This window comes from Mesonia hippocampi, assembly GCF_014197445.1.
GTDB lineage: Bacteria > Bacteroidota > Bacteroidia > Flavobacteriales > Flavobacteriaceae > Mesonia > Mesonia hippocampi.
This window is the reverse complement of record NZ_JACIFO010000001.1, coordinates 1-17,495: the sequence shown is the minus strand read 5'-3', so window position 1 is coordinate 17,495 and position 17,495 is coordinate 1. Positions and strand designations below refer to the sequence as shown.

At 34.9% G+C, this 17,495-nt stretch carries 14 protein-coding genes and 1 rRNA gene; 7 read left to right on the top strand and 8 right to left on the bottom strand.

Annotated features, from left to right (window positions below; all coding sequences use genetic code 11):
• Positions 1 to 14 precede the first annotated feature (14 nt).
• From GGR32_RS00070 to GGR32_RS00060, 3 genes are read left to right on the top strand one after another with little or no spacing between them, the layout of a single operon-like run.
• Positions 15 to 1,268 carry a dihydroorotase gene (locus GGR32_RS00070; protein WP_183475405.1) on the top strand — a complete coding sequence of 418 codons (1,254 nt, stop codon included), beginning with the start codon at positions 15 to 17 and terminating at the stop codon, positions 1,266 to 1,268.
• Position 1,269: 1 nt separating this feature from the next.
• A complete protein-coding gene (locus GGR32_RS00065) occupies positions 1,270 to 1,611 on the top strand; it encodes a hypothetical protein (protein WP_183475404.1) in 342 nt (113 codons plus the stop codon).
• Positions 1,611 to 2,270, top strand: coding sequence for an alpha/beta hydrolase (locus tag GGR32_RS00060; RefSeq protein WP_183475403.1), 660 nt, complete (start codon positions 1,611 to 1,613; stop codon positions 2,268 to 2,270). Before GGR32_RS00065 ends, GGR32_RS00060 begins: the two co-directional genes overlap by 1 nt.
• On the opposite strand, the gene GGR32_RS00055 is transcribed toward GGR32_RS00060, so the two are convergent.
• Together GGR32_RS00055 and GGR32_RS00050 are read right to left on the bottom strand one after the other, a co-directional pair.
• Entirely contained in the window at positions 2,267 to 2,761 is a 495-nt protein-coding gene (locus tag GGR32_RS00055) for a hypothetical protein (protein WP_183475402.1), read from the bottom strand. The two genes, GGR32_RS00060 and GGR32_RS00055, sit on opposite strands and share 4 nt — an antisense overlap.
• An 11-nt stretch (positions 2,762 to 2,772) precedes the next feature.
• Positions 2,773 to 3,534: an MBL fold metallo-hydrolase gene (locus GGR32_RS00050; protein ID WP_183475401.1), complete on the bottom strand. Its 762-nt coding sequence runs from the start codon at positions 3,532 to 3,534 to the stop codon at positions 2,773 to 2,775.
• Between the two features lie 97 nt (positions 3,535 to 3,631).
• Between GGR32_RS00050 and GGR32_RS00045 the strand changes: the two genes are divergently transcribed.
• Positions 3,632 to 5,107, top strand: coding sequence for a TonB-dependent receptor (locus GGR32_RS00045; protein ID WP_183475400.1), 1,476 nt, complete (start codon positions 3,632 to 3,634; stop codon positions 5,105 to 5,107).
• Between the two features lie 179 nt (positions 5,108 to 5,286).
• Here the strand turns inward: GGR32_RS00045 and hutH are convergent, their stop codons facing one another.
• Positions 5,287 to 6,798, bottom strand: a complete 1,512-nt coding sequence (gene hutH / locus GGR32_RS00040; RefSeq protein WP_183475399.1) for a histidine ammonia-lyase — start codon at positions 6,796 to 6,798, stop codon at positions 5,287 to 5,289.
• Between the two features lie 56 nt (positions 6,799 to 6,854).
• Complete coding sequence (locus tag GGR32_RS00035) at positions 6,855 to 8,387, bottom strand: NAD(P)H-hydrate dehydratase (protein ID WP_183475398.1); 1,533 nt, start codon at positions 8,385 to 8,387, stop codon at positions 6,855 to 6,857.
• Between the two features lie 150 nt (positions 8,388 to 8,537).
• Between GGR32_RS00035 and gcvT the strand changes: the two genes are divergently transcribed.
• Positions 8,538 to 9,623: a glycine cleavage system aminomethyltransferase GcvT gene (gcvT, locus tag GGR32_RS00030; protein WP_183475397.1), complete on the top strand. Its 1,086-nt coding sequence runs from the start codon at positions 8,538 to 8,540 to the stop codon at positions 9,621 to 9,623.
• 304 nt (positions 9,624 to 9,927) lie between these two features.
• Here the strand turns inward: gcvT and GGR32_RS00025 are convergent, their stop codons facing one another.
• A complete protein-coding gene (locus GGR32_RS00025) occupies positions 9,928 to 11,106 on the bottom strand; it encodes a GlmU family protein (protein ID WP_183475396.1) in 1,179 nt (392 codons plus the stop codon).
• Positions 11,107 to 11,348: 242 nt separating this feature from the next.
• Here GGR32_RS00025 and panB point away from each other — a divergent pair, with 242 nt between their 5' ends.
• Positions 11,349 to 12,167 (top strand): 3-methyl-2-oxobutanoate hydroxymethyltransferase, encoded by an 819-nt coding sequence (gene panB, locus GGR32_RS00020; RefSeq protein WP_183475395.1) that lies wholly within the window; start codon positions 11,349 to 11,351, stop codon positions 12,165 to 12,167.
• A gap of 224 nt (positions 12,168 to 12,391) precedes the next feature.
• Entirely contained in the window at positions 12,392 to 13,081 is a 690-nt protein-coding gene (locus GGR32_RS00015; protein ID WP_183475394.1) for an RluA family pseudouridine synthase, read from the top strand.
• Between the two features lie 14 nt (positions 13,082 to 13,095).
• On the opposite strand, the gene GGR32_RS00010 is transcribed toward GGR32_RS00015, so the two are convergent.
• The 3 genes from GGR32_RS00010 to rrf all read right to left on the bottom strand — a co-directional run.
• Complete coding sequence (locus tag GGR32_RS00010; protein WP_183475393.1) at positions 13,096 to 14,634, bottom strand: YifB family Mg chelatase-like AAA ATPase; 1,539 nt, start codon at positions 14,632 to 14,634, stop codon at positions 13,096 to 13,098.
• 129 nt (positions 14,635 to 14,763) lie between these two features.
• The gene (gene lon, locus GGR32_RS00005) at positions 14,764 to 17,214 is read right to left on the bottom strand and encodes an endopeptidase La (protein WP_183475392.1); all 2,451 of its coding nucleotides are present in this window, start codon (positions 17,212 to 17,214) and stop codon (positions 14,764 to 14,766) included.
• 205 nt (positions 17,215 to 17,419) lie between these two features.
• Positions 17,420 to 17,495: ribosomal RNA gene (gene rrf, locus GGR32_RS12120) — 5S ribosomal RNA — on the bottom strand; the annotation flags it as partial.

Here is a 17,495-nt window from a genome sequence, read left to right as displayed (position 1 = left end):
AAAAACTGAGTGCTTTGAAGATTTTAATAAAATCGGCAACCATCATCGCCCCATCAAGTAAATATCATAACAAAACCCTTGATATTCTTATAGAAAACGGAACAATTAAGGCTATAGAAAAAAATATTTCTTTAACAGAAAACACTCAGGAAGTAACCTACCAAAATTTACACCTCTCGTTAGGTTGGATAGATAGCAGTGTATCGTTTGGAGAACCTGGCTATGAAGACCGAGAAACACTTTACAATGGGATGCAAACTGCGGCAAAAAGCGGTTATACAAGCATCGGTTTAAATGCAACCAGCCATCCTGCTCCAGATACGGGGTCGAGTATAAGTTATCTTAAAAACAAAACGCATTTATTTGGGGTAGAATTATTTCCTATTGGAAATTTAACTAAAAATGGAGCTGGTAAAGATTTAGCCGAATTATACGACATGCAGCAACATGGTGCTATTTCTTTTTACGATTATAAACAACCCATACAAAATCCTAACCTTTTAAAGTTAGCTTTACAATACACACAAGGTTTTAACGGGCTAATACAATCTTTCCCGCAAGAAAATGCCATTGCTCGTACGGCTTGTGTAAACGAAAACATTAGCAGTACCAACGCTGGTTTATCGGGAATTCCTAACCTTGCGGAAGAATTACAAATCGCACGCGATTTATATATTTTAAAATACACTGGTGGGAAATTACACATTCCTACCATATCTACCGCTTCTTCGGTTAACCTTATCAAGCAAGCAAAATTAGAAGGACTTGATGTAAGTTGCAGTGTGGCTATTGCTAACCTATATTATACAGATAAAGAAATAATTGGTTTTGATAGCGCCTATAAAATTTTACCGCCTTTACGTACAGAAGAAGATAGGCTTGCGCTTTTAGCAGGAATAAAAGATGGTACTATAGATATGGTTACCACAGACCACTTCCCTACTACTATCGAAGAAAAAAAGGTAGAATTTGAACAAGCCAATTACGGAAGTATTGGTCTAGAATGTGCTTTTGGAATTCTAAATAAACTTGTAGGAACCGAAAAAGCAATAGACCTTCTTACTAAAGGACGTACTCGTTTTGGCATAACCGAACCAAAATTAGAAGTAGGTGAAAAAGCAGAAATCAGTTTATTTTCTCCTACCGAAAATTACACCTTTACCCCAGAAAACATCTTATCATCCTCCAAAAATACCATCTTTAAAGATGAAAAACTTACAGGAAAAGCAATCGGTATTTTTGCAAACAACAGCCTTACGCTAAATTAACATGACGCAGCAACCTCAGCAACAACAAATAAAAGAAGGAAAATCAACAGCCATAGCTGCTTACCTCACTTTTGTAGGAACTATTATTGCAATATCGATGAATAGCGAAACTAAAAACACATTTGCCAGTTTCCATATCCGCCAAGCTATAGGAATACATATTGTTTACTTTTTAGTATTAGCACTTATCAGCGGTTTTGACTCTTGGCTTATCACCATTCCTTTTTGGATTTTTTCTTTTGTGCTATGGGCTTATGGGTTTACAGGAGCTTTACAAAACCGCAAAACAATTGTTCCGCTGTTAGGAGAATACTTTCAAAAATGGTTTAAAACTATTGGCTAATGACAACTAAAAATTTAACACTCGAGCACCTCGTAAAACCTTCCAAGAATACAACTACCAAAGCACCAGTAATAATAATGCTACACGGGTATGGAAGTAATGAAAATGATTTATTTTCCTTCGCATCAGAACTGCCAGAAGAATACCTTATTGTTTCTGCCAAAGCTCCACTAAGCTTAATGCCTTACGGAAATGCGTGGTATGAAATAAATTTTGATGCCGACCAAAATAAATTTACCAATAACGAGCAAGCCATCGCCTCTAGAAAACGTATTCTAAAATTTATAGACGAAGTGGTAGAACATTACCATGCCGATGCCAATAAAGTCACGCTTTTAGGTTTTAGCCAAGGGGCTATCTTGAGTTATGCTGCTGCGCTTTCTGCTCCACAAAAAGTACAACGTGTTATTGCTTTAAGCGGATATATAGATAGTGAAATTTTTAATAAATCATTCAGAGATAATTCGTACAAAAACCTTGCTATTTTTGCTTCTCACGGAAGTGTAGACCAGGTAATTCCTGTAGATTGGGCTCGTAAAATAAAGCCTTTTCTAACAGCGCTTAACATTACTCACGAATACCATGAATATCCTGTAGGACATGGGGTTTGCCCTCAGAATTTTTCCGATTTAAAAAATTGGTTGCTAAAAACGGCTTAACGCGGGTATAAAAAAGCTTCTTTAGTATCTAACGCAAGTTTACCTTCTTTATCAAACACGTAAGCAATAATAGCTTCACCCCAATAAACACTATCGGTAAATTCAACCAGTACCCATTTATGGTTAAGTACTTTTATTCGGTTTACGCGGATATGCCCTTCCATCCCTGTATATGGAATTAAAGCATTATCTGCATCAATTTTATTGTTGCCTATTATCTTGCTTTCTATTGTTTTTTCTATGGCAGTAATATTATAGCCTAAATCCTCATAAAAAGCACGAGCTTTATCGTTGGTTGCTAAGCTAAATCCGCTCATATCCTCTATTTTTAATTGCAAAGCTGCTTTTTCTGTTTCCAGGTCATTTACTTGCTCTTTTAGCTTCTCTATCTTTTTACTTTGGCGTTCTAAGCCTTTAGAGGCATTGGTATACTGAAAAACAATGTATAAAACAGCAAATAAAAATAGGTATAAAAAAATATGCTTTCTCACGTAAATAGTTTTTAAAGTGTTATTGTTAAGTTATCGTAAGCCAAAAATACATTTTTTGGTAATTCTTTCTCTACTTCTTCATGAAAACCCATTAAATGGCTTATATGGGTTAAATAAGCTTTCGTTGGTTTTACTTTCTCGATAAAAGCTAAAGCTTCCGATAAATTAAAATGAGAATGGTGTGGCTCTCTTCTCAGGGCATTTACCACCAAAACCTCTACATTTTTAAGTTTCTCTAATTCAGTATCTGCTATTGTTTTGGCATCGGTTATATAAACAAAATCTTTTATCCGATAACCTAAAATGGGCAATTTACCGTGTAGCACCTGTATAGGCGTAACTTCTAGGTTTCCTAGCTTAAAAACGGCTGTTCCTACTTCATTCACCATTATTTTAGGAGCTCCTGGATAACGATCTTTTTCCTGAAAAACATAAGCAAAGCGTTTTTTAAGGTCTACAATCACACGTTCTTGTGCATATATGGTTACTTCGCCCTGTTTATGTGAAAACGGACGCACATCATCTAGTCCTACCACATGGTCATTATGCTCATGCGTAAACAATACTGCATCTAATTGCTTAACATCATGCCGTAACATTTGCTGCCTAAAATCAGGACCACAGTCTATTACATAAGTATTGCTATCTATTTCTATTAATACCGATACACGTAAGCGTTTATCTTTGGGATTTGTACTAAGGCAAACAGGATGATTACTCCCAATAACGGGAATTCCTTGTGAGGTGCCTGTTCCTAAAAAACGGATTTTCACAAATAAAATATTTTCCTACAAAAGTAAATATATTATTTCATGTTTAATGAGCAAATGCGTATTTTTGAATAACTACTATTAAAAACAAAACGCAAGCATGCCAATAACCATTATGGGGGATAGAGAGTTTGAGAATGTCCCTTCTATACAGAGTAAAGCTTTAAGAATTAACCTTAACAAAAATATTTACGGCACTTTTGCAGAAATTGGTGCAGGACAAGAAACGGTTAGAAATTTTTTTAGAGCTGGAGGCGCTTCGGGTACAATTGCTAAAACCATGAGTGCATACGATAAAGATTTTAGCGATGCTATCTATGGGATTGAAGATGATAAACGCTATGTAACCGAATCTAGGCTCAAAAAAATGCTTTCGCATGAAATAAATTTAATAGAAGAACGTATAAATCGCGACAGGCACCCCGATAAACTTTTTTTTAGTTACGCCAATACAGTAGCTACCATCGATTTTAAAAAGAATTACAAAGGTCATGGTTGGGTAGGCTTACGCTTTCAAGTAAAGCCCGATGAAGCTTATAACGATATTATTTTACACGTTCGTTTTCACGAAAACGATGCTCGTTTACAACAAAATACCTTAGGGACATTAGGCGTAAACCTTATTTATGGTGCTTTTTATAAATACGATGAACCTAAAAACCTATTAAAATACTTATACGACCATATCGATAAAGACCAAATAGAGATAGATACCATCAATTTTTCTGGTCCACGTTTTAAAGAAGTGGATAACCGATTGATGAGCTTACAATTGGTTAAAAACGGAATGACGCAAGCAGTTATGTTCTCACCAGATGCAAAAAATGTAATGCCGGCAGCTGTTTTATACAAGAAAAATGTACTTGCTTTCCGAGGAAGCTTCCGTCCTGTAACAAAAGTTAATATGGATATCTACCATAAATCTTTAGATTTATTTTTAAAAGAAAAACGTGTAGATGAAAATAATACCATCTGTCTTTTTGAAATTACCCTTTCAAACTTAAGGGCCGAAGGCGAGATAGACGAAAGAGACTTTCTTGACAGGGCAAAACTGCTCTGCGCACAAGGTCAAACAGTACTTATCTCTAACTTTAAGGAATACTACCGTTTGGTAGAATACCTTTCACGTTTTACCAAAAGTCGCATGGGCTTAGCTATGGGCGTTAATAACCTTGTAGATATTTTTGACGAACGCTACTATAGGCACCTAAGCGGAGGAATTTTAGAAGCCTTTGGAAAATTATTTTATAGAAATTTAAAGGTTTATTTATATCCGCTTATCGATAAAGAAAACGGTGGACTTATCGACAGCAACAACCTAAAAGTACACCCAAGAATGAAAGAATTGTATAAGTTTTTTAAATACAATGGGCGGGTTGTTGATATTACAAACCCCAACCCCGATGTTATGGACATTCATTCTAGGTTTGTATTAAAAATGATTAACGAAAACAAGCCCGGTTGGGAAAAAATGCTACCTAAAAGTACTGCAGATATGATAAAGGAACATGAGCTTTTTGGATACACCAAAGCCATAAACCAAGAAAAAAACACCGAAAAATTAATAAACAACTAGCTTTTAATACTTTAATAAACAGTTAAGGATATTTATTTTCAGTACAATTCTACCTACTTAAAAAAAGTAAGTTTAGTATTACAAGCATATCTAGTTTCACTAATCTATCTTACTATTTTTAAAATAAAAAAAGCACCTATTTTTATAAAAACAGGTGCTTTTAAACTTTTTATAGTGTATTAATCGTATAACAAAGTTTCATCTATTTGATAACCTTCTAAATATTGTACTGCTTTAGCAATTTCATCTGCCATAAGTTTATCTAACTTTACTAAAGGCACTTCTGTTCTAAAGGCATTTACAAAACTCATGATAAAAGGAGACGAGGTTAATGGTTCTCTATAATGTAACGCCTGTGAAGCATTAAACAATTCTATGGCTAAAATTCGCTCTACATTATCCAACACTTTTATAAGCTTTGTAGCGGCATTGGCTCCCATACTTACGTGATCTTCTTGCCCATTTGAAGAAACAATAGAATCTATACTCGCAGGGGTTGCTAATTGTTTATTTTGACTGGCAATACTTGCCGCAGTATATTGCGGAATCATAAAGCCATTATTAATACCTGGTTCTTCTACCAAGAATGCTGGCAAGCCTCTTAAGCCAGAAATTAACTGATAAATTCTTCGTTCTGAAATACTTCCTAATTCAGCCATGGCAATAGCCAAATAATCTAAGGCTAAAGCTAAAGGTTGCCCATGGAAATTTCCCGCCGAGATAATCTCATCTTCATCAGGAAAAATATTAGGATTATCGGTTACGCTATTAATTTCTGTTTTTACAACCTTATGCACAAACCTTAATGTATCTTTAGACGCGCCATGTACTTGGGGTACACACCTAAACGAATACGGGTCTTGTACATGCTTTTTAGGTTGATTAATAAGTTGACTTCCTTCTAAAAAGCTTCTTACGCGTTCAGCAGTTTGTATTTGCCCTCTGTGCGGACGTATATCGTGAACCAAAGCCGTAAAAGGCGAACTATTACCATCGTATGCTTCTAGCGATATGGTTGAAATTAAATCTGATAGAAATGAAATTTTATAAGCTTTCATTAAGGCATAAACACCATGAGCACTCATAAATTGAGTTCCGTTTAACAGCGCCAAACCTTCCTTAGATTGTAAAGCTATAGGCTTCCAGTTATGTTTTGCTAAAATTTCTTCCGAAGCTAAAATTTCTCCTTCCACCTCTACTTTTCCTTTTCCTAAAAGGGGTAAAGATAAATGTGCCAAAGGCGATAAATCTCCAGAAGCACCTAATGAGCCTTGCTCAAAAACAACTGGAAGAATATCGTTGTTATAAAAATCTATTAAACGTTCTACCACCTGTAAGCTTATCCCCGAGTTGCCATAACTTAAAGACTGTATTTTTAAGAGCAACATAATTTTAACAATTGTTGCATCTACTTTATCTCCTGTACCACAAGCATGTGATAACACAAGATTTTCTTGTAGTTTAGTGAGTTTATCTTTGGCAATTTTCACATTGTATAAAGAACCAAAACCTGTATTTATTCCATAATATGGCTGTTCTGAATTGGCTATTTTATCATCTAAATAAGTTCTTGCCTTGGCAATATCATGTCTTGCTTCTTCGCTTAAAGCTAGTTTTGTTTTCTGTGCTAGTAATTCCTGTATTTTAGGAATATCTATTGTTCCTCTATTTATATAATGTATGTTTTCCATAAGTATATTTTTACGGTTTCAAAAGTCAATCTTTAAATCATTATTTACAAATAATATTAAACTTCTTTGGCGGGTTTTTGTTCCTCTTGAAACAAACTTATAAATGCTTTCCCCATGTAAGCGATAATATCTGATGCTATTAAGGCTTCATAGCCATTTTGTTGTGCTACCAAATCTCCTGCTTTACCATGCAAATATACTCCCAAAATACTTGCCATTAACGGGTCGTATTGTTGTGCCAACAAAGCAGTAATTACCCCCGAAAGTACATCGCCGCTACCTGCAGTTGCCATACCGGGATTTCCTGTAGTGTTTACATAAAGGTTATCCTCTGCTACTACAATAGTGTGCGCTCCTTTTAATACAATGATTACTTTATGTGTTTTAGAAAATGTTTTACACTTTTCTAATTTATCAAAATCATCTGTCCATGTTCCTAGCAAACGTATTAATTCTCCAGGATGTGGCGTAAGAATAGTTTTTTCAGGAAGCTTTTCTATTAACCCAGGATGTTTTGCCAGTAAGTTTATGCCATCGGCATCTATCAGCATCGGATTTTTAGTATCTTCTATCAAATTTAATAAAGTAATATAAGCGTTTTCTCCTGTGCCTGCTCCCATTCCGAAGCAAACCACATCTGGAATAAAATCTATATTTTCGGTATTAAGCTCATTTTCTAAATTACTGGTTACCAACATTGCTTCGGGTACACTTGTTTGCAGGATTTGATAACCACAACTAGGCACCAAAGCAGTTAACTTACCTACTCCTGTACGTAAAGCAGCTTTACTCGACAAACTAACACATCCTATTTTACCATAACTTCCTCCCACAACAAGCGCATGGCCATAACTTCCTTTATGCGAAAATTTTGCCCTATTTCTATATAATGGCAATACGTCATTTTTTGTCATTAGAAATTTACTCGCCATTGATTTATGGATAGCTTCTGCATCTAAGCCTATATTTAATAAGCGTAAACCGCCTATATATTTAGCGGTTTGGGGTAAGAAAAAAATAAGTTTATACAACTGAAAACTAACTGTAAAATTTGCCTGAATAATCGCTTCGTCATCATCGGGAAATTTATCTAAAAACAATCCTGAGGGAACATCTATTGCGATAACATAAGCAGCTTGCTTATTTATATGTTTTACTAAGGATGCCACCCAAGGAGATAAACTATGGGTTAACCCTATTCCGAAAATAGCATCGATAACAATTTCATTTTCTTGAAGTGTTGGAAAATCTGAATCTTCAGAAATAAAATTAGGCCAAAGTTTATTTTCTTTCAATCGGTCTAAATTCTTTAAAAAACCTTCTGTTCTGCCTTCACCAAAATTAACCACATGCACTGTTACTTCATAACCTTTTAGCAATAGCAGCCTTGCCAATACCAAACCATCGCCTCCGTTATTTCCTACGCCGCAAAAAAGCACTATTTTTTGGTCTGTGCTAGGCAATTGTTCATCTAACCATGCAAACAATCTAGTCCCTACACGCTCCATCAATTCATCTTGGGTAATATTCTGACTTTGTATAGTTTGTTTATCTATTTGGTATATCTGTTCTCTATCAAAAATTTTCATACTTTTATTTTAAAACAATTAATTTATTCCGCTAAAAAGCGCTTAAAGTTAACAAAAGCATTTGGAAAAAGGAGGAACTCTTCTTTAAGCTTTTTTTACCGCATTATTTTAGTAATTTCGCAACTTTAACCTTATTAAGAAATTAAACCAATGAAAACAACTGCACTAAACCATATACACAAGGCTTTAGGTGCCAAAATGGTGCCTTATGCTGGTTTTGAAATGCCTGTACAATACGAAGGGGTAAATATCGAACATCAAAATGTACGTGAACACCTTGGGGTTTTTGATGTTTCTCACATGGGAGAGTTTATCGTTTCTGGACCAAATGCGGTAGCTTTATTGCAAAAAATAAGCTCTAACGACGTATCTACCTTAACCGATGGCAAAGCTCAATATGCCTATATGCCTAACGATAAAGGCGGTGTTGTAGACGACCTTATTATTTATAGGTTTACAGCCGAAAAATATTTACTTGTGGTAAATGCCTCTAATATTGAGAAGGATTGGGCTTGGATAGAAAAACAAAATAAAGGCATTGATGCTGAATTAAGAAATGTATCTGATGATTATTCGCTTTTAGCCATTCAAGGACCTAAGGCTGTAGAAGCCATGCAACAACTTACCGATGTAAATTTAAGCGAAATTAAATTTTATCATTTTGTAGTTGGTACTTTTGCCGGAATCGACAATGTTATTATTTCTGCAACAGGCTATACTGGAAGTGGTGGTTTTGAAATCTATTTTAAAAATGATAATGCCGAAAGCATTTGGAATAAAGTGTTTGAAGCTGGAAAAGATTTCAATATTAAACCTATAGGACTTGCTGCTCGTGACACCCTTCGCTTAGAAATGGGATTCTGCCTTTACGGAAACGATATCGATGAAACTACTTCGCCTATCGAAGCTGGATTAAGTTGGATTACAAAATTTACTAAAGATTTTGTGAACGCTGAGAATTTAAAGAAAGAAAAAGAAGAAGGTCCTAAAAGAAGACTTATTGCTTTTGAACTTACCGAACGTGGTATTCCGCGTAAAGATTACCTAATTACCGATGAGAACGACAACGAAATTGGTATTGTTACCTCAGGAACCATGTCGCCTTCTACCGGAAAAGCTATTGGATTAGGTTATGTTAACACACCTTTGCATAAGCAAGGAAGCAAGATTTTTATCAAAATCAGAAAGAAAAACATCCCCGCTACTATTGTAAAATTACCATTCTACAAAAAGTAATTACTTTAATAGCACTATATTACAAACCGATAAAGTTGAGTTTCAATTTTATCGGTTTGTAATTTGATAAAACAAACAGTTATCCAGAAAAAATAAAACATATTAATTTTAGGTGGAAGCATATTTTTAGGTTACGCACTAGAGAGTTAATAGAAAAATTCTGTAACAAGTTAAACCTAAAACCTACCCTTAAAAATGTTTATGACACTAATAAAGATAGGTTTCTTGGCCGTTTTACTAAAAGATAACTTACTTCCTTAAAATTTACAAATCACCAGTAAAGAGATAACTGATGGTTATAATATTATTTAAAATTCTTTCTATATTTTTCTGTTTCATCAAAAATATGGGTTAAAATATTTTTGTCCTCTTCAGTAAAATCTATATCCCTGCGCTGCATTACCCGTTCAGCAACTTCAAAGGCTTTTTGCGTTTTATAAGTTGTCATTCCGCTACTTCCTCCCCAGGCAAAACTTGGGATAAAATTTCGAGGAAAACCTCCTCCATAAATATTAGCACTTACACCAACTACAGTACCTGTATTAAACATCGTATTTATACCACATTTAGAGTGATCTGCCATCATTAACCCACAAAATTGTAGGCCTGTATCTGCAAAACCTTCTGTTTCATAGTCCCACAAACGCACAGGTGCATAATTATTTTTTAAGTTAGAATTATTGCTATCGGCACCTATATTACACCACTCTCCCAACACCGAATTTCCTAAAAACCCATCGTGGCCTTTATTAGAATATCCCAAAATAACCGAATTGTTTACCTCTCCGCCTACTTTGCTATGCGGACCAATGGTTGTACCTCCATAAATTTTAGCTCCCATTTTTAGAGTGGCATGCTCGCATAAGGCAAAAGGTCCTCGTACCAATGAACCCTCCATTATTTCTGCATTTTTCCCTATATAAATGGGGCCATTTTCTGCGTTAAGCGAAGCCATATTCACGTTAGCTCCTTCTTCTATAAATATATTTTCTTTTCCTAAACAATGAACGCTGGCTGGAATTTCGGCAGAAGTACGCCCCGCAGTTATTAATTTAAAATCGGCTTCAATAGCCAAGCTGTTTTTAGAAAAAATATCCCAAGTATTTTGTATAATGAGAGGCGACTCGGTTAAATCTACTGGGGTTAAATGGTCAAGGTCTACTTCGGCATCTTCCGCTGCTTTAAAAGCTACATATATATCATCGTAAATTAGCACTTCGTTTTTCTTTAAAGCCTTAATTTGTGCTACTAAAGCAGTAGAAGGTAAAAATGCAGCGTTGATGAATATATTTTCTTCCAACTCTACTAGTGGCCAACGTTGGCTAAGGTAATCTTCGGTTATGGTAGAAGTGGTTGTTTCTAAAAAATGTTCCCACTTCTCTCTAATGGTTAAAATTCCTACACGGATATCGGCTACTGGCCTGGTATAGGTAAATGGTAACAATTGGTTACGAAAATTACCATCAAATAAAATATAATTCATCGTTAAAAGTTTCAACAAAGTTAATAAGCTAAACTTGATTATTCAAATTTTATCAAAAACACTCAAAAAATTAATTTACAAATATTTACAAACAAAAACTTCAACTAAACAACATAAATAACAACACAAACAATTTATAAAATGCAAGGAATATGAAAAGCCTCTAAAAATGGCTTATTATATAAAAACAAGTAGCAGTTCACATAAGTTTCTTACCTTTACACTTATTAAAACCTAAAAAAATGTCAACAGCAAAAAAACAATATAAGCGAGTAACGGTAAAATCGTTAGTAGATATGAAAGCACAAGGTGAAAAAATATCTATGCTTACTTCATACGATTATACCATGGCACAAATTGTAGATCGTGCAGGAATCGATGTAATTTTAGTAGGCGATTCTGCTTCTAACGTAATGGCAGGACACGAAACTACGCTTCCTATTACGCTAGATCAAATGATATATCATGCTTCATCTGTTGTACGTGCTATCGAAAGATGTTTAGTAGTAGTAGATTTACCTTTTGGTAGTTACCAAAGTGACCCTAAAGAAGCATTACGCTCTGCTATACGTATTATGAAAGAAAGCGGCGGACATGCTGTAAAACTTGAAGGTGGAAAAGAAATTAAAGAATCGATAAAACGTATTTTACGAGCTGGTATTCCTGTAATGGGACATCTTGGGCTAACCCCACAATCTATTTATAAATTTGGAACTTATACGGTTAGAGCCAAAGAGGATGCCGAAGCAGAAAAACTAAAAGAAGATGCTAAAATGCTAGAGAAATTAGGTTGTTTTGCATTGGTTTTAGAAAAAGTACCTGCAAAATTAGCTCAAGAAGTTGCTGAAAGTATTTCTATCCCTGTAATTGGCATCGGAGCCGGAAATGGCGTAGATGGGCAAGTACTTGTGGTGCATGATATGCTCGGGATGACACATGAGTTTAACCCAAGATTTTTACGTAGGTATTTAGACATGTATACCGAAATGACAAATGCATTTAAGCAATATAATACCGATGTAAAATCGGGCGATTTCCCTAATGATAAAGAGCAGTATTAAAACGGAAAAAAATATTCCTTCAAAAAATAGATGATTACCTGCTTATCAAATTATTAACATACTTTTACTTCCCCATTGTGAACATTTTCTAGCAATGGGGTGAGTTTTTATGTATATATCTTTTCCTTAATTCTAAATAGATTATCAGAAATAATACATTGAGTTTTATCTTTTATTTTATAATGCTTCCTTAATATCAAATTTACTCTAAAGCACTAACAACATTGGCACATTCTAACAAAGACAATTTACAAGTAGTTTATGAAGACAACCATATTATTGTGGTAAATAAACGTGCTGGCGATATTGTGCAAGGCGACAAAACAGGCGATAAACCATTAAGTGAAGTGGTAAAAAGCTACTTAAAAGAAAAATATAACAAGCCTGGCAATGTATACCTAGGAGTTGTACATCGATTAGATAGACCCACTAGTGGACTTGTGCTTTTTGCAAAAACCTCTAAAGCTTTACCCCGATTAAATAAACTTTTTGCCGATAAAAAGGCTCAAAAAACATATTGGGCTTTGGTAAAAAAAGCACCTCTGCAAACAGAAGATAAGCTTATACATTACTTAAAAAGAAATCCTAAGCAAAATAAATCTTACGCACATAAAAAAGAAGTTCCCGATAGCAAAAAAGCCATCCTACACTATAAAATTATAAAAAAGCTACAAGCCTATACTTTATTAGAAATTAATTTAGAAACAGGCAGGCACCATCAAATAAGATGTCAGCTTTCTGCAATAGGTTGCACCATAAAAGGAGATTTAAAATACGGCTTTAACCGAAGCAATAAAGATGGAAGCATCCATTTACATGCTCGAAAACTAAGTTTTATACATCCTATAAAAAAAGAGGAAATAACACTAGAAGCTCCACTCCCGCCAGATAATTTATGGCAAGCTTGTCTATAACTACAAGTTATTTTTCAGCCCAACCAACCTTCTCTATCTAGGCTTCTATACTGGATAGCTTCACTTATGTGATGGCTTAAAATTTGTTCTTTTTGCTCTAAATCGGCAATGGTTCTGGCTACTTTTAAAATTCTATCATAAGCCCTAGCCGACAAGTTTAAACGTTCCATCGCATTTTTTAGTAATGCTTTAGAAGTTTCATCTAATACACAATATTTTCTTATTTGCTTAACTCCCATTTGGGCGTTGTAATGAATATTTTCTATCGCTTTAAAGCGCTCGCTTTGTATCTCTCGAGCATCAATCACACGTTTTCGAATTTGTGTACTGCTTTCCCCTTTACGTTCTTCGCTCAATTTATCAAAAGGTACAGGGGTAACTTCTATATGAATATCTATCCTGTCTAACAGCGGTCCGCTTATTTTTCCTAAATAACGTTGCATCTCTGCCGGAGAAGAAGCTCCTGGATGCGAACCATCATTAAAATATCCGCTAGGACTTGGGTTCATACTTGCTACCAGCATAAAACTACAAGGGTAAGTAATGGTAAATTGAGCCCGAGAAATAGTTACTTCTCTATCTTCTAAGGGTTGCCGCATTACTTCCAATACACTGCGTTTAAATTCTGGAAGCTCGTCTAAAAAAAGTACCCCATTATGTGCTAACGAAATTTCTCCGGGTTGTGGGTAGCTACCGCCTCCTACCAAAGCAACATCAGAGATGGTATGGTGTGGACTCCTAAAAGGTCTAGCCGCAATTAATCCTTTATGCGCTTTTAAATTACCTACAACACTATGTATTTTTGTAGTTTCTAAAGCTTCGTGTAAAAACATAGGAGGTAAAATACTGGGTAAACGCTTTGCTAACATGGTTTTTCCAGAACCTGGTGGACCTATTAAAATGATGTTATGCCCACCTGCTGCAGCTATTTCCATACAGCGTTTTATAGATTCTTGTCCTTTTACATCGGCAAAATCTAAACTAGCGTTTTCTAAGGTATCGTAAAATTGTTTTCGTGTATCAACAACAGTAGGTAACAAAGGAACATTTTTATCAAAAAAATCAATAACTTCAGAAATATGTTCTACGCCTAGTACTTCTAGCTTATCTACAATGGCGGCTTCTTCTGCATTTTGTTTGGGAAGAATAAAACCTTTAAAACCTTCTTTTTTTGCTTGTATAGCAATGGGCAATGCGCCCTTTATGGGTTGTAAGCTTCCATCTAACGATAATTCTCCCATAATAAGATAATCGTCTATATGTTCTGCTTTTATCTGATTTGAAGCACATAAAATACCTACTGCCAAAGGCAAATCGTAAGCAGAGCCTTCTTTACGCATATCGGCAGGTGCCATGTTTATGGTTATTTTTTTACCCGGAAGCTTATAATTATTATTTTGTAATGCAGCAGCTATACGGTAACTACTTTCACGAATAGCATTATCGGGTAAACCTACTAAATGGTAACCTATACCTTTTGCAATATTTACTTCTATTATGATTGTAGTGGCTTCTACACCAAATAAAGCGCTACCGTAAATTTTAACCAGCATAATTATTACATTTCTTTAAAAATAAGATTTTTTTATTAAAAAAACAGTAATAACATCATTTTAAACTAACTACTCATAAAAAAAGACCACCATTTTGGCAGTCTTTTTAAAACAATTTAGACAGATAATCTATAAAGCTTTGGGATTTTTTACTTTTTGATTAGTAACAGCAATAGCAATTACCTCTTTCATATCGGTTACATAATGGAAAGTGAGTCCTTTTAGGTAATCTTCTTTTATTTCTTCAATATCGCGACGATTATCCTCACAAAGCACAATTTCTTTAATATGTGCTCGTTTTGCTGCTAAAATTTTCTCTTTTATTCCTCCTACCGGAAGTACTTTTCCTCGTAAAGTAATCTCGCCTGTCATGGCTAAATTTTTCTTTACTTTTTTCTGTGTAAATAACGATACTAAAGAAGTTAGCATGGTAATTCCTGCACTTGGTCCATCTTTAGGAGTTGCTCCTTCTGGAACGTGAATATGTACATTGTATTTACTAAAAATATCAGGATTTAAATTAAAATCTTCAGCATGTGCTTTAATATATTCTAAAGCGATGGTTGCCGACTCCTTCATTACTTTTCCTAGATTCCCCGTAATACTCAGGTTTCCTTTTCCTTCAGATAAAATAGATTCTATATAAAGTATATCTCCACCTACCTGTGTCCAGGCTAAACCTGTAACCACACCTGCTACATCGTTTCCTTCGTATTTGTCACGTTCTAACCTTGCTGGGCCTAATATTTCTATCAGGTCTTCATTATAAATTTTAACATCATATTCTTCCTCTAGTGCTATACTTTTGGCTACATAGCGCACTACTTTTGCTATCTGTTTTTCTAAGCCTCGCACCCCAGATTCTCGCGTATATCCTTCTACAATTTTGGTTAATTGAGTTTTTCCTACTTTTATTTGTGAAGGCGTTAAACCATGTTCCTTAATTTGTTTAGGAAGTAAATGTTTTTTAGCAATTTCTACTTTCTCTTCAATAGTATAGCCATTTACCTTTATAATTTCCATACGGTCACGCAAAGCTGGCTGAATGCTACTTAAATTATTACAAGTTGCTATAAACATTACCCGCGATAAATCATAACCAACTTCTAAGAAATTATCATGAAATTCGCTGTTTTGCTCAGGGTCTAAAACCTCTAGCAATGCAGACGAAGGATCGCCTTGATGGCTACTTGATAGTTTATCTATTTCATCTAAAACAAATACAGGATTACTGGTTCCTGCCTTTTTCAAACTCTGAATAATTCTTCCTGGCATGGCTCCTATATAGGTTTTTCTGTGCCCTCTAATTTCAGCTTCATCCCGCAATCCTCCTAACGAAATTCTTACATATTCTCTGCCTAAGGCTTCGGCTACCGATTTCCCTAAAGAAGTTTTTCCTACTCCTGGAGGACCATATAAACATAAAATAGGCGACTTCATATCATTACGAAGTTTTAAAACAGCCAAATACTCTATTATTCGACGTTTTACATCCTCAAGCCCATAATGATCTCTATCTAATATGCGTTGAGCTTTTTTCAGGTCAAACTTATCCTTGCTAAATTCATTCCATGGAAGGTCTAAAAATAACTCTAAATAATTACGTTGGATAGCATATTCGGCAACTTGTGGATTCATGCGTTGCATTTTGGCAAGTTCTTTTTCAAAATGCTGCCCTATCTCTTTAGTCCATTTTTTATCCTTAGCCTTTAAACGCATTTCTTCAATTTCTGTTTCTGCAGAAACTCCACCCAATTCTTCTTGGATAGTTTTCATCTGCTGATGCAGAAAATATTCGCGCTGTTGTTGGTTCATATCATTTTGAACCTTTGATTGAATATCGTTACGAAGTTCAAGCTTTTTAAGCTCCAAATTCATATACTTTAATGTTTCTAAAGCACGATCTTTAAGGTCGTTAATTGCCAATAGCTTCTGTTTTTCTTCTACCGATAAATTCATGTTAGAAGAAATAAAATTAACTAAGAATGAAGGACTTTCAATATTCTTAATCGCAAAAGAAGCCTCGGAAGGTAAATTAGGATTTTCCTTAATAATACGTAATGATAAATCCTTTATCGATTCTACTATTGTTGTAAATTCTGCATCTTTCTTAATAGGCTTAAGCTCTCCTACTTCAAAAATAGAAGCTGTAAGATAAGGTTCCTGTGTAAGTACCTCGTTAATCTCAAAACGCTTTTTACCTTGAATTATCACCGTAATGTTTCCATCTGGCATTTTCAACACCTTAAGAATATTAGCAACTACTCCCAATCTATTTATATCCTCTACTCCAGGATTCTCAACACTGCTATCTTTCTGTGCAACAACCCCTATAGTTTTATTTCCCTTATTAGCATCATTAAGCAATTTAATAGATTTATCTCGACCCGCTGTTATCGGAATAACAACTCCCGGAAACAAAACAGTATTTTTTAACGGTAATATAGGTAACACCTCAGGAAGCTCTTCATTATTTATCTTTTCTTCATCCTCGGAAGTCATTAACGGAATAAATTCTGCATCCTCATTTACCTCTTGAAGTGACAAATTGTCAATACTAAAAAAATTTGATTTCGCCATAGTATATTTTTGGTCAAACTGACATTAATACAGCTTGATTTTTATTTATAAGAATAATTTACATTGTAGAGGTATATTAGGCAATTCCTATGCCATAATCTATCCCGCTTTAAAAATAGCTTAAGAAGCTAATAATAAAAAAACCATCTTATTCTAAACAATATAAAAACAAAAAACCCTTCATCGGAATGATGAAGGGTTTCAAAGAAGGCGGCGACCTACTCTCCCACAATACGCAGTACCATCGGCACTAACGGGCTTAACTTCTCTGTTCGGAATGG